This window comes from Streptococcus mitis, from assembly GCF_946188615.1.
Taxonomy (GTDB): domain Bacteria; phylum Bacillota; class Bacilli; order Lactobacillales; family Streptococcaceae; genus Streptococcus; species Streptococcus mitis_BZ.
In genome coordinates this window covers 172,025-185,652 of record NZ_CAMHVK010000002.1, presented here as the reverse complement: position 1 = coordinate 185,652, position 13,628 = coordinate 172,025, and the positions used below count along the sequence as shown (strand labels likewise).

The 13,628-nt window shown below is 41.4% G+C and carries 18 protein-coding genes; all 18 read left to right on the top strand.

Annotated features, from left to right (window positions below):
• Nucleotides 1-160 precede the first annotated feature (160 nt).
• Genes OCF95_RS02760 through OCF95_RS09865 form a run of 18 tightly spaced genes read left to right on the top strand, consistent with a single transcriptional unit; the run spans nt 161 to nt 12,920 of the window.
• On the top strand, nt 161-2,605 hold the full coding sequence (locus OCF95_RS02760; protein ID WP_261104846.1) for a tape measure protein: 2,445 nt from the start codon (nt 161-163) through the stop codon (nt 2,603-2,605).
• Nucleotides 2,606-2,619: 14 nt separating this feature from the next.
• On the top strand, nt 2,620-3,282 hold the full coding sequence (locus tag OCF95_RS02755; protein ID WP_173234957.1) for a LysM peptidoglycan-binding domain-containing protein: 663 nt from the start codon (nt 2,620-2,622) through the stop codon (nt 3,280-3,282).
• Complete coding sequence (locus tag OCF95_RS02750) at nt 3,279-4,244, top strand: XkdQ/YqbQ family protein (RefSeq protein ID WP_261043190.1); 966 nt, start codon at nt 3,279-3,281, stop codon at nt 4,242-4,244. Before OCF95_RS02755 ends, OCF95_RS02750 begins: the two co-directional genes overlap by 4 nt.
• Nucleotides 4,245-4,541: a DUF2577 family protein gene (locus tag OCF95_RS02745; RefSeq protein ID WP_000451988.1), complete on the top strand. Its 297-nt coding sequence runs from the start codon at nt 4,245-4,247 to the stop codon at nt 4,539-4,541.
• Nucleotides 4,538-4,936 carry a DUF2634 domain-containing protein gene (locus OCF95_RS02740; protein ID WP_000106741.1) on the top strand — a complete coding sequence of 133 codons (399 nt, stop codon included), beginning with the start codon at nt 4,538-4,540 and terminating at the stop codon, nt 4,934-4,936. The genes OCF95_RS02745 and OCF95_RS02740 overlap by 4 nt, the downstream gene beginning before the upstream one ends.
• Nucleotides 4,933-5,988, top strand: a complete 1,056-nt coding sequence (locus OCF95_RS02735) for a baseplate J/gp47 family protein (RefSeq protein ID WP_261104845.1) — start codon at nt 4,933-4,935, stop codon at nt 5,986-5,988. The genes OCF95_RS02740 and OCF95_RS02735 overlap by 4 nt, the downstream gene beginning before the upstream one ends.
• Nucleotides 5,975-6,493 (top strand): hypothetical protein, encoded by a 519-nt coding sequence (locus OCF95_RS02730; protein WP_194252091.1) that lies wholly within the window; start codon nt 5,975-5,977, stop codon nt 6,491-6,493. The genes OCF95_RS02735 and OCF95_RS02730 overlap by 14 nt, the downstream gene beginning before the upstream one ends.
• Before the next feature lie 10 nt (nt 6,494-6,503).
• On the top strand, nt 6,504-7,550 hold the full coding sequence (locus tag OCF95_RS02725; protein WP_261104842.1) for a hypothetical protein: 1,047 nt from the start codon (nt 6,504-6,506) through the stop codon (nt 7,548-7,550).
• A 1-nt stretch (nt 7,551) separates the two neighbouring features.
• Complete coding sequence (locus OCF95_RS02720) at nt 7,552-8,031, top strand: phage upper tail fiber protein (RefSeq protein WP_261104841.1); 480 nt, start codon at nt 7,552-7,554, stop codon at nt 8,029-8,031.
• An 8-nt stretch (nt 8,032-8,039) separates the two neighbouring features.
• Nucleotides 8,040-8,450: a hypothetical protein gene (locus OCF95_RS02715; RefSeq protein ID WP_261104840.1), complete on the top strand. Its 411-nt coding sequence runs from the start codon at nt 8,040-8,042 to the stop codon at nt 8,448-8,450.
• Between the two features lie 17 nt (nt 8,451-8,467).
• Entirely contained in the window at nt 8,468-9,145 is a 678-nt protein-coding gene (locus OCF95_RS02710; protein WP_261104839.1) for a hypothetical protein, read from the top strand.
• Nucleotides 9,138-9,290 carry a hypothetical protein gene (locus OCF95_RS02705; RefSeq protein ID WP_261018091.1) on the top strand — a complete coding sequence of 51 codons (153 nt, stop codon included), beginning with the start codon at nt 9,138-9,140 and terminating at the stop codon, nt 9,288-9,290. The genes OCF95_RS02710 and OCF95_RS02705 overlap by 8 nt, the downstream gene beginning before the upstream one ends.
• Nucleotides 9,291-9,300: 10 nt before the next feature.
• The gene (locus tag OCF95_RS02700; protein ID WP_261057281.1) at nt 9,301-9,762 is read left to right on the top strand and encodes a hypothetical protein; all 462 of its coding nucleotides are present in this window, start codon (nt 9,301-9,303) and stop codon (nt 9,760-9,762) included.
• On the top strand, nt 9,752-10,237 hold the full coding sequence (locus OCF95_RS02695) for a hypothetical protein (RefSeq protein ID WP_261104838.1): 486 nt from the start codon (nt 9,752-9,754) through the stop codon (nt 10,235-10,237). Before OCF95_RS02700 ends, OCF95_RS02695 begins: the two co-directional genes overlap by 11 nt.
• A gap of 4 nt (nt 10,238-10,241) precedes the next feature.
• Nucleotides 10,242-10,574: a hypothetical protein gene (locus OCF95_RS02690; protein ID WP_261104837.1), complete on the top strand. Its 333-nt coding sequence runs from the start codon at nt 10,242-10,244 to the stop codon at nt 10,572-10,574.
• Nucleotides 10,575-10,578: 4 nt separating this feature from the next.
• A complete protein-coding gene (locus OCF95_RS02685; RefSeq protein WP_261104836.1) occupies nt 10,579-11,778 on the top strand; it encodes a phage upper tail fiber protein in 1,200 nt (399 codons plus the stop codon).
• 15 nt (nt 11,779-11,793) lie between these two features.
• Nucleotides 11,794-12,051: a phage holin gene (locus OCF95_RS02680; RefSeq protein ID WP_261104835.1), complete on the top strand. Its 258-nt coding sequence runs from the start codon at nt 11,794-11,796 to the stop codon at nt 12,049-12,051.
• Between the two features lie 2 nt (nt 12,052-12,053).
• On the top strand, nt 12,054-12,920 hold the full coding sequence (locus OCF95_RS09865) for a CHAP domain-containing protein (protein ID WP_315899051.1): 867 nt from the start codon (nt 12,054-12,056) through the stop codon (nt 12,918-12,920).
• The last annotated feature ends 708 nt before the right edge of the window (nt 12,921-13,628 follow it).

The window sequence follows — 13,628 nt, the reverse complement described above, 5'->3', positions numbered from 1 at the left end:
GAGGACGCGGAGGCACAGCTAGCCTACTTCGCCCTCGTAAACTATTACATTCGCCCTAGTGAATTTGTGAATATGGATGTAGAAGAAAAAGCCTTTTTCGCTGCAGTCATGCACGAAGAGGCGAAACAACGTAAAAAAATGAAGAAGTGAGGTGATTCTATTGGCCAATATACAAACAACCATGTCTTTGACCGATAGAGTCACAGGCACTTTAAATAAAATCTATGCTACTATGGAGCGTGTTAAAAACGCAGGTTCTGGCATAGATAAAGCTATGAAGGCCCAAGAGTCCGCTATGAAAAAAGCTGGTGATTCTGGCCAATATTTTGTAAATAAAGCCGGGCGAGTCATTGATATTAACGGTAGATTTGTAAATAGTGCAACTTTAGCAGCTGCAGGGCTCAAAAAAGAAGAACTGGCTCTAATAGATTTAGGGAATGCCTCTAATAACGCTTCTAACAAATTAAGTAAGCTAGTATCTTTGAAAGGATTGTTGAAGACTGCCTTGGCTGGTATTGCAGTTGGTGCGATTACCAAGCAAGCTATAGGTATGTCAGACGAGTATGCTAATATGCACGCTCGTTTAGATATGATTCGTGACGGTATGCAGACGACAGAGGAACTACAAAAGTCTATCTATACATCCGCACAACGTACAGGCTCGGCCTATACAACCATGGCAAACGGTGTCGCTAAGATGCGGATGCAGGCTGGCGATGTTTTCCAAAACAACGGCGAAACAATTGCCTTTTTGGAAACTATGAACAAATCCTTTGTTGTTGGTGGAGCAAGCATTGAAGAACAAAAAAGCGCCATGCTTCAGCTTACTCAGGCTATGGCTAGTGGTAAGTTGCAGGGTGACGAGTTGCGTTCCCTTGCTGAAACTTCACCAGCCTTAATCCAAGCTATTGCCAATAAACTAGGTGTTAGCCGTGGCGAGGTTAAGAAACTTGGAGCAGACGGGAAGATTACGGCCGACATTGTCAAAACTGCCATGCTGGATGCAAGCGAAGCGATTGATCAACAATTCCGCAACATGCCAATGACATGGGGCAGGGCATGGCAGAACTTCCTGAACTTTGTAACCAAGGCGTTTGAGCCAATATCGATTAAGATAAATCAGATAGTGAACTCGTCCGCCTTCCAACAATTTGCCCAGATTGTAGCCACGGTACTTCAATATGTCGTTCAAGCGGTTATCTTTGCCATGGATATGATTGGGGCTGTTTGGAGTATGTTGGCGCCGATTGCTCAATTTGTCATCGATAACTGGTCTGTGATTCAACCGATTATTATTGCTGTGGCATTCGCTATAGGGACTTATGTAGTTGCCATGAATGCAGCAAGAATAGCAACAGGTTTGTTTAGTATCGCTACAAATGTTGCGAAAGCTGCAATGGCTGGTTTGAATGCAGTAATGGCAATGAACCCAATCATGTTGATTGTGATGGCAGTCATTATTCTTATCGGCCTCTTCTATGCCTTGGTCGCATGGTTTAACAACCTTACTGGTGCAGCTGTATCAGCTACAGGAATCATCATAGGGGCTATATTTTACCTAGGAATGACCATTTGGAATATACTTCTTAGTATTGCCAATGCAGCTATCTGGGTGATTAATATGATGTTGCAGGGTGTTTTTTGGTATGTGAATACCGCAATAGCATTCTGGATGTTTCTCTATCAGGCTATCTTAACTATTTTGATAGGCATTTTAGACTTTATTGACTGGTTTGTTACTGGTGCTGTTAACTTATGGAACGAGATGTCTTTCCAAGTTCAAAGTGCTTGGTATGACATTGCCCAAGGCGGTAAGTCTATGGCAGTTGCTATTGCAGGCTTTGTTGATAGCATGGTCAATAGTGTTATCAGCGCAGTCGAGGGCATGATTAACTCTGTGCTTGGTGGCTTTAATAAAATGATTGGCTTCTTAAATGGGTTCGGCCTAAATCTAAACGCTGTTGGAACGGTTTCTCTAGGTCGGACAAACTTTGCTGGTGATATTGCTAATGCTATTGATAGCATGGAAAAACCAGTCAAGAAAACCTTTGAAGGTCTACACTTAGCAGATGGTTTGAAACAACATAAAGCCGGCTTAAGTACTCCGCACCTTGACGCTCCTCAATTTGGTTATTTAGAGGGAGGGAGCGTTCTTGGAGCCTTTAATAACGGCTATAATTTTGGTAAAGGCATCGATAAGGCTGTCGGTGGTTTCTTCAAAGGTGCTGGCGATGCCAACGGCGCAGGAAACAATTTCTTAGGCGACCAAGGAAAGACACCTTACGAACTCAGCCCAGCTAGTTCAGCACCTGGACAAGGCGACGGAGGACAAGGTGGTGGAGGTGGCCACAATCCAACTGGTGGTAAATTAGATAAGGTCGGCAAGATTGAAGATGAAATCAAACTGGACGATGAATACATCAAGTTAATTAAGGACGTTGCAACCATGAAGTGGCAACAGAACTTTATTACCTTGAAGCCAGAGATTGTTACCAACATTGACTCCATCAACAACGCTGGCCAGTATGCTAACGTATTGGATGATTTGAATGCAACGATTGTAGACGCTTTAAATAATGGCGCTGACGGTCTCATGGCTTACTAGGGAGGAGGTAGCAGATGTTTATATTTATTGAAGGCATTAAATTGCCAGTGAATCCAGAAGAAATCAAACTGGAGGACAAGCAAGGAATTGAGACAGTCGCTATCATCGATACTGGTAACGTTCCGCTTGTCGGAAATCCAGAGCTTCAATCGATTGAGTTTGAATCCTTTATTCCTAGTGGAAGATACGATGGGAACTACCAACGGAATAGCCGTGTTTCTCCAGAATCCTTTGTATCATCTATTCGTAAATTTAAGACGGAAGGCACTCCTATTCAACTCATGATTGGGGGTGCTTTTGGTTCTGCTATTAACGGGAAATTTTTAGTGGAACAGTTCGATGTCTCTACCAAGACAGGATATGAAAATGACCTGATATATAAGATTAAGTTCTTACAATATCGGTCTCATAAACCACGGAAGGTTACTATCAAGGACAAAAAAGCGCTTGAGGCTACTAAAAAGAAACCTCAGGCGAAAGCTACTGAAGAACGTAGCGCCACAACAGAGAAACCTGCTCAAAAAAGCCATACGGTTGTGAGTGGTGATACCCTGTGGGGGATTGCTCAGACTTTTTACGGAGACGGCAGCCGATATACTGAAATTTACGAAGCTAACAAAGATAAAATCAAAGACCCTCATTGGATTTATCCTGGACAGGAGTTTGTGATACCATGATGCAATTATTCTATCAGAACAATAAAACTGGAGATACATGGGATTTAGCAACTGTGTCTGAAAAAGTTGAGTTCAAGACAACTAGGAAAGGGTCGGCTTGGAGTGTGGAGATTACCTTGTACAATTCTACAAAAGTAGCTTTTGAATATGGTTCTCCACTTGCTTTCAAGCTAGATGATAAAGAGGTATTCTTTGGTTATTTGACGAAAATCAAGTACGAAAAAGATACTAAAACAACCTTGACCTTCCATGATCAGATAAAGTACTTACTACGCAATATCAACTTTGTTGCCAGGGATAAAAATGTCAATCAAATCGTATCGGCAATCGCAGGAGATTTTGATTTGAAGATTGGGGAACTAAAAGCCCCAGCTGTGACCTTATCCCCTCAACTAAAGGAGGATAAGAAGGCCTTGGATATTATCCAAGAAGCCATGGATGAGACCTTGGTACAAAGTGGAGAATTGCTGGTTTTGTATGACAAGTTCGGAGAGTTGACACTAACAACTCCCAAAAACTTACCAATCCAATACATTATCGGTAATGAATCTTTTATGTCTAGTTTTGAGTTCGAAGGTTCAATTGAAGATAGCGCCAATATTGTCCGCTTGATCCAAGAGAACAAAGAAACCAAGAAGAGAGAGGTCTACATCTATCAGGACAGCTACAATATCGGCGCTTGGGGAAAACTCCAGTACATGAAAAAAGTGGATGAGAAAGCGACTGAGGGGCAAATAAAGCAATGGGGCGAAATGCTCTTGAAGATGAAAAACCGTCCCAAAGAAACTTTCAGTCTAAAAGCTGATATTGGAAGTATTGACTTTTTAGCAGGCCATGCAGTCTATGTGGATGTTAAGGATATTGAGAAGAAGGGATGGTATGTCATTGAAGAGGCAACTCATTCCTTCAGTGCAGAAAAGCACACGATGGAAATTAAATTATTCATGGCAGGAAGTGAGTAGATGGAAGTAATAGAAAATCTAAAGAAATTGATTAGTAATTTCATTGAAAATCGCCAGTTCGCAAAGATAACGACTGGTGTAGTTTTATCGGTTTCTCCACTCAAAATCCAATTGACCAATGAATTGATATTGGATGATTCCATGCTCGCTGTCACATGGACTGATGAAACATTGGATCCTGAGTACGTAGGTCAAACCCTTCATCTCATCAGACAAGATGGTGGAGGGTTTTATTATGTCTTGTACAAGAAAATTTTCCACTACAAGCGCAAAGTGAAAGGGGGTTCTGATGAATGAGTACTCCTAAAACAAACTTTTTAAACATCGCTAAAAATGTTGTCGAAGCTAAGAAACAGCCTAGCTTAACACTAGATGAAACTAATATCTTGCTAGAAACAGATGGCATTCATGCTTTGAAGCAATCAATCAGACGCATGCTGACGACTGAACGGTTTATCTACACGATTTATGATCATCGGTACGGTGTCGAGTTAGATGCTCTGTTTGGTGGGGATATGGATTATGCCCAGATGGATATCGCACGGCGCATAAAAGAGGCCTTGTATGAGGATGACAGGATTCATGAGGCACATTCTTTTTCTACTAAGGTAAAGAAAGATGAATTTTACGTGCAGTTCATGGTTGATAGTGATTTTGGAACATTTGAAATGGATTTGGAGGTGAAACGATGATAAAGGTAAAAACATATCCAGAAATTTTAGAGGATATGCTGGCCTTGTTTGATGATAAGTATGACAAAAGACAAGGGTCTGTCTTGTACAATTTAGTAGCGCCTGCAGCTCGAGAAGTTGCCATTCAGTATACGGTCTTAAAATCGTATGAGGAAGTCAACTTTTTAGACACGAGTACAGGAATCTTCCTAACTCGTTTATGTAGGCAGTTTGGAGTTGAACGCTTACCAGCTACGGCATCAGTCCGACTGGTTCAATTCAAACAGGAAATCCCAATCGGAACCCGTTTCAGTGTGGTTAACAGTGAGTACAATTTCCGTGTTTTAGAACGTCGCTCTGGATTTGAGTATAGTGTAGTAGCTGAACAAGTCGGAAATGCTCCCAACTATGTAAGAGGGCAACTCATCAACATCGATGTATTGAATGGATTTAAAGGGGCAGAAATCGGATCTGTCATCGTCGTAGGCGAAGATGAAGAGACGGATAAACAACTCCGTAAGCGTACCATTGAGTACTTGAAAACACCGACCTTAAACGGGAATATTGCTCAATATAAAAAGTGGGCAAGTGAGTTTGTTGGTGTTGGTTCTGCTTTGGTAGAGCCACTATGGAAAGGTGAAAATACAGTACGTGTATCGATTACAGATGCTGACGGCAACGAAGCAAGTGCAGAGCTGGTAAAGAAATTCAAGAATTACTTGGATCCTGAACCGAGTGGCCACGGTTTAGGCGTTGCTCCGATTGGTGCTTATGTGACTGTTCAGTCTGTAAGTGGCTACAATGTTCGTATTGCTGCAACTATCAAGATTGATGAAGATGTAGATATTGAAACAATCAAGAATGAGGCGAAAGTTCAACTCATTAAATACTTACGTGAAGAAGCATTTGAAGAGAAAGAGGTTCGAAACTATAAAGTTGCCACAATCATTGACAGAATTAACGGGGTTCGAGATGTGGACCGTATTTTGTTGAATGATAAGGAGCAAAGTATTGAACTTTCTACCAACATGCTTCCTAAACTAGCGGAGGTAACCATCAATGTCACAAGTTAGATATCGTATGTTATCGGCTTTGCCAGAGGTCTTAGATCCAACCATTAATGATTTGTTTGAAACTGAAATTCCAGAACTGGAATTGATTACAGACTTAATCTTTGATACCAGACGATTGATGTTATTGCCAGAAGCGACGGAAGACTGGATTACACGTTGGGAAAAAGCCTTACAAGTAAAACCGAAAACAATTGATTTGGAAGAACGAAGGCGGTATCTAATCACATTAATTTCTTCCAAAATCAAAATTAACTCAGTGAGTTTACAAAAAATTACAAAGAGCTTTACGAATGTCAACAACTTAGTAACGGTAAAAGGTTCAGCGGTACATATCCGATTTTTAGGAGAACTGCCGACCGGATATTTGAACCGTTTTTTAAAGTATGTGCGCGAGTTGATTCCTGCTCACTTAGGAATCCAATTCTCGGTTGAAGCGCCAATGATGAACGCGATTTATATTGGGGCTCACACATTCAGAGACATTCGTTCGGTTCGATTTGAATAGGAGGAAATAAATGGGATATTTTATCCAGCCTATTGTGACTGATAAAGCAATCAGTGAAACGGCCTTAGCGATTCAAAATAGAGAACCACTGGTCTTTACTCGCATAGCTTTGGGTAGCGGACGGCATCGGACGGACATTGGCAAGAAAAACAATATCGTACAAGTTGTTCATTCGCTGCAAGTGACGCAGTCTATGTCTACTGATGTCGCTGATACAATCCGTATCACAGCACGGTTTGATAATTCACGGATTGAGCGTGAAATGATTGTGAATGAAATCGGTGTATTTGCAAAACGTGGTAATCATGAAGAATTCATGTATATGTATACTTGGGCAGAACAGGGGGATGTGATTCCTCCTAAAACATCTGCCTATGTGTATCGAGATTATGATTTCAACACGACTATTAGTAAGAATAGTCAGATTACCATTCAATACAATGCGACTGATTTGGTTTATGCAACTGTCCCTGAATTGAAGGCAACAGAAAGAAAGCTACAAACCAATATCGATAATCACATCAGAGATGCTGCCCGTCACGTTTCTGATCAAGAACGCACACGCTGGAATGGGAAAGCTGACGCAAGTCACAGGCATAAGGTGGCAGACATCGACGGTCTGCCTGAAAAGATTGATGAGGTCACTAGAAGTAAGGCTGAGAAGGTTGACCTAACTGGTCACATCAACAACCGAAACAACCCACACAATGTAACGAAGCAACAAGTGGGGTTAGGGAATGTCGCAAACGTCGAACAAGCAAGTAAAGTTGATTTTCAAAATCACTTAAACAGTCGCAACAATCCACATAGCGTTACGAAGGCGCAGGTAGGTCTAGGTAACGTAGACAACATCAGACAAGCAAGCTATGAGTCTGTAGAAGCTTTGAAGCGTGAGGTTCAGGAACACGAAGATAGACTAAATGCTATTGAGTACATGTTCTTGCAGAACGACTTCACTGCTCCGATTCGTACAGACGACGGTACAGAACATACCTTGCTTGCTGATGAAAACGGTCATGTGATTGTCGCAGATTGGAAATATATTATGGAGGTATAACATGGCAGTAATTAGTACACAGACACGAAAAGTAACTGATTTGCCACAGGCCAGTCAGGTTAACAACTCAGACAACATCATGATTCATGATGGTCGTGGGTTGAAGAAAGTATCTGTGCAGACATTAAAAAATGGAATGAGTAGCAATGTGTCAGTAGCTACGTCAAACTCAAATGGGATTGTCAGACCTGATAATCAGACGACTGAGGTTTCAAATGGTGTGTTGAAAGCTAAGACTGCAACTAGTGGACAGACTGGTGTAGTGCGACCTGACAACTCAACGATTACAGTCGATAATTCGGGTGTTTTGCGAGTAAATAGGTCAGCGCTTGGGATTCCAAGTACACCGTCCGAAGTAGTTGCACACAAGCTGATTAACCAAAACGGAAACCAGCAAATGAAGTATTGGTTCGGCTCTAAATCGCAGTATGAGTCAATTTCGTACAAAGACCCGAACACAATCTATGATGTGTATGAGTAGGTGATGCTATGGCTACAAGAGAAGGTATCTATGTTGGTGGTAAAGATATCATCGAGCGTTATGTTGGAACGAGACTTGTCTGGAGTAAGTGGGTCTATGTTGGGTATTTCCAGAATCTAAGAACTCCGTTCGATTCAAGCCAGTACTTGATTTTTAATGTATCGAGTGCAAATGGAGACTTCAACGATAAATATCGTGTAGAGAGCAGAGTAAAGGATGTTAAAGTACGGATTCAGCACCGTAATAATACAATTACAACTGTTCATGCGAAGTATGCGCAGTGGTACAATAGGAACACAGGACAAGATAATTTCCTTACAGGAAAATCGCTCTATATCTCATTTAAAGACGATAATCAAAAACAAGTATTTAAAAGAAATTTTGCAGATGGCGATTCACTATTCTTTTATTTTAGATAATCAGGAGAACATTAAACATGGAATTTGTATTAGTAAATAAATTTTTCAGAGTCGGCAAGACGGAAGTCTCTATTCAATGTGACAAGCCGTTCACTTTCTTCACTCGTGAACTTGACGGAGACCACATGGGTGATGCAGATGAAACCCTCATCGAAGCGGTTAAAGATGTGCTACGAACTGAGTTAGACCCTACTAGTGCCATTGTCAAAAACCAAGAACAATTGGCTAAAACAACTGCAGCACTTGAACAAGCCAATCAGCTTATGGAAGGTATGCAGAAGGTCAGCTTGCATAATACTGACGATATCGAAGAAATCTTTGCACGCTTGGAAGTACTTGAGAAACACAACGGTATCGATCACGAGCACGAGGACGAAGCAGAAGGGCACGAAGAAACACCTCATGTTGCGGAAACAGAAACACACCCTGCTGAACCGGCTCCAGTAACTCAACCCGTTCAACCAGAACCCCAACCCGTTACAGAAGTGGCCACAAATGGAGTTCCAAACGTGGTCGTATCTGAACCAGCACCAGCACCAGCGCAACCAACTACTGAACAACCAGCAGCAGAACCACGTATCCAACCAGCACCAGCAGTAGAACAACCAACAGAAAGCGAGACAGAACATGAAATTCCTACACCGACAAGCGAAGCGAGCACTAGTGAAAACAATGGAGGTAGCAACAATGAGTAAGATTACATTAGACCAAGCTAAAATCGACATGTACATTAACTTGCTAAAACGTGGAGCGATTGACTTTTCATTTGTCAATAAACGTTTTAAAGACCGTGTACGCAAAGAATTGGAACGCCTTGGCTTGAGCGATTTGGCGAACTAAAGAGGTGTTTATGGACGTCTTACAACACGTTGAGCATTTATTCACGAATGTTGTTTCGGTATTATCCCCAATCATCATAGCGTGGTTGGGGTACAAGCTACCGAAAAAATCAAAAGAGCAGACAGAGCAGATTATCTCTGAAGTTTCAGATGTCAAGAAACAAATCGAAGATGTCCAGACTACCGCTAGTGAGAGCAACAAGAAAATTAGTCAAATTCAAGACAAGCAGAAGCTGCATGATGACGCACATCAAGTCATCATGCGTATGCGTCTTGATAGAGATATTCGCAGGGCCATTCGTAGAGGTTTCACGAACAAGGACGAATGTTCAATAGTCGATAGCATGTATTCAAGCTACAAGGCTTTGGGCGGAAATGGGTTCATCGATAGGCTCTATGACAATTTTGGCAAGTTGCCATTCAAGGACGATGGTTTATTTGCTAAGGATAAGGAGGGCAATGATGGGTTGTAACAACCACAGAGTTAATACAACCAATTTGGCTCGAATTGACGGTGGCGACCTTATTAAACAAGGGGATTTGTCTTCTACTTTTGGGTTTGAATTGTTAGACGAGAATTACCGTGTTATGACCTTGTTTGAGGGTCAAGATGCGGTTGTTACTCTAACAAAGGGACAACGTAGGTGGAAGACAACTGCTCCCGTCACTAGCCATTCTGTCAATTTTAATTTAGATAGTATTCTACCAAGTGGAAAATACCGAGTGGAAATCTCGATTGGAGGGTATATCTTTCCAAGCGACAGAGATACTTATATTGAAATTGAAGACTCAGATAAAGAATTGGTTACGGAAGATGTCTATACTTTGAAAGAGCTAGACATCGAAAAAGAAGTAAAAAAACAGCTTGCAGAAAGACCTGCAAGTGAAGGTGGAGCATGTCAGGAAATCCCTGACTTGCTTTTTTATTACAACTTAGGAAAGGTTTAAAACAATGGACACAACAAAATTAACAGCATTCGCACAAGCAGTCGGAGCAGATATCAAGGAAGTAAAACAAAGCGTCAGCACAAAAGTAGAATCTTCAGCAATGACGCAAGCAATCTCACAGGCAGTCACTCAAGCTAAAACAGAAGTTAAAGCTGAAATCTTGGGTGAGTCAGTACCTGAGAATCTTGATACATTGAAAGAGATTGCGGAAAAAATTACGAACATGGGACAAGATGAAAACGGTGCACTTTTGGGAAAAGTAACTGAAGTCAGCGGACGTGTAGACCAGATTGCCAATCTTGATTTAGTTGAGACTTACAATCAAGCGAAAGCGTGAAGCCATGAATAACCTTGAAAGTCTAGCAACAGAAATTGGTAAGGATATCAAGGATATCAGATCACGTTTTGCGACGAAGCAGGAAATGCAGGAAGCGACTGAGATTGACTATTCTCAGATTGTCACGCATGAAGAACTTGAGGGAAAGCATTATCTGACTGAACATCAGAACATTTCTCATTTAGCGACCAAAGAAGAAGTTGGTAGGAAATTAGATAAAGCAGATTTTGACGTGCTAAAACGTGACGCTGTCACACGCAACGAGTTAGCAGGTCGAAATTATCTAACGGAACATCAATCGCTTGAAGGGTACGCTAAGAAATCGGAATTGTACAACGATAGCGAGGTTAAGAAACGGCTTAGCTCGCTTGAAGCTAAGCAGGACAAGGACACCGTCTACAACGATAGCGAACTCAGAAATCGTATTTCACTGCTTGAAAGAAAGCAAGATAAGGATACGGTCTATGACGACACTCGGGTTAAGCAGAGGATTTCAGCGCTTGAGAACAAGCCTAATATCGACGTCTCGGGGTTCGTTACTAAAAGTGAACTAGCTAGTAAGAACTACCTTACAAGCCATCAGGACTTGTCTGGATATGCAAGAAAGTCCGAACTGTACAATGATACGGATATCAAGCGTCGTTTGGGTCTATTAGAGAACAAACGAGATAACGATAATCAGACGTTGAGTTTGAGCGGAAACCGTCTAAGTCTGACGAATGGTGGTACTGTCGAATTGCCTGCACCAGATACGCCAGTCTATCGTATTTCTAAAATCGATATACCTGGAAGCGGTATTGGTACTACTGCCACAATCACGACAGATAACTTAATGAATCCAGACGGAGTCAAAGTTGGAGACATTATTCAAGATTTTTTCAGCAGTAAATTTGGGACAGATGAAGGGTATTGGAAGGTGACTAGTGTCACTAATACAAACATCACTGTGACATGGATAGGCGCTAGAACCTTTCCGAAACCCTACAACGATAGTGATTTACAACAAAGAGTCTCTGCTCTAGAGAAACGCCCGTCGTTCGATACCCTGACACCAACTCAGCGAAACAGCTTGAAAGGTGAACCTGGCAAGAACATCTTGAACCAAAATAATGGCCAAGAATTGAAATATTGGGCTGGAACAATAGCACAATACGAGGCGATTTCGAACAAGGACCCAAACACTATCTATGACGTGTATGAATAATAGAAAGGAAAACACATGATTAACTGGAAACTACGATTACAAAATAAATTCTTTTGGCTGACTGCAATTCCGGCCTTCTTGCTTGTCTTGCAAGCAAGTGCAGCAGTCTTTGGATATCATCTGGATTTAGGTGATATCGGCAACAAGCTGATTTTGCTTGTTAATGCGGTGTTCGTATTCTTGACTGCTATCGGTTTGGTCAATGACCCAACCACAAGCGGAATCACAGATAGCACACGAGCGCTAGAATACAAGAAACCAAGTGAGGAGTAGGTATGTCTAAAAAACAGGAAATGATTCAATTCTTCATCGACAAGGCCAACGCTGGCGATGGAGTGGACAATGATGGAGCTTATGGGTTCCAGTGTGCCGACGTGCCTTGTTATGGGCTACGTCATTGGTACGGCGTGACCCTCTGGGGCAACGCTTATGATCTTCTTGAGTCAGCACGTTCTCAAGGCCTAAAAGTCGTGTATGACGCTGACTATCCAAAGGCTGGTTGGTTCTTCGTGAAATCCTATGTAGCTGGCGACGGTGTCAACTACGGGCATACAGGGCTTGTCTATGAGGACTCAGATGGAAATACTATCAAGACGATTGAGCAGAATATTGATGGCAACTGGGACTACCTAGAAGTGGGTGGCCCTTGTCGTTATAACGAGCGTTCTGTAGATGAAATCGTTGGGTATATCGTGCCGCCTGAAGAGGTTGAAACAGGATGGCAACAGAACCAATATGGTTGGTGGTGGATTCGTGAAGACGGCTCATACCCAACTGACAAGTGGGAGAAAATCAATGATGTTTGGTACTATTTTGATGAAAAAGGCTTCATGAAGCGTAGTACCTGGTTGAACTACAACGAAGCTTGGTACTGGTTCACGGATTCAGGCTCTATGGCCATTGGTTGGGCTCGTATCAATAATGCTTGGTATTACTTCGATGAAGAAGGTAAGATGGTCACTGGTTGGATTAAGCATAAGCAGACCTGGTACTACCTAGACGGTAAAGAAGGTGCCATGGTATCAAATGCCTTTATCCAGTCAGCCGATAAAAAAGGCTGGTACTACATTAAAGCAGACGGAACGCTGGCAGACAAGCCAGAGTTCACAGTAGAGCCAGAAGGCTTGATTACAACTAAATAAATAGAAAGGAAACTTTCTAAATTGTTCTTTCTACCGCAAGCCTGAGCTTGCGGTTTTTTTGTTTGTCTGAAATTGACTTGTTGACATCGACAAATAGCTTTATAAAGCGATTAGTTGCCAGTTTTGTTGACGTCAACAAAATTAGAGGCAAGTTCTATTTTGCAAAAACACGCATTTTGAACGATTAGAAACCAAAATCTAAATCCTATTGTTCAAAAAAGCGTTTTCTTGAACAATAGGAAGAAGGAATCGTGTCGCATTATTGTCAAAAATGCCATTTTGTTAATAATAGTTCCCTTTAATTCTTTGATTATTGACAAAAACGGTGTTTTGTCAATAATAAAAACAGGGGGCAAAAAAGGGGCATAAGGTGTAAACTTTTGTATTTTTACGGTAAAAAATATATGTAAGTTGTAACGCATAAAGTCTTATTTGGTAAGTCTTTTATCTTATCTCTTCCTATTTATATAGTAGAATTCAGTTACTCTTAAATAAGAGGCATATACCAATTAGAATTCGGAATACTATAGTATCAGCCTTTTAGAATCGTGAACACATTTTAGAAACTGATAAATTAATTTAGTTTCCTGCCAAAAACCCTACCAAAAATTAATTTGGCAGGGTTTTTCTTTTTAATAAAAATATTTTGGAGAACAGGACTCGTTTTGTAGAACTTTTTAAGAACCCTGACTATCGTTGTCACTATTT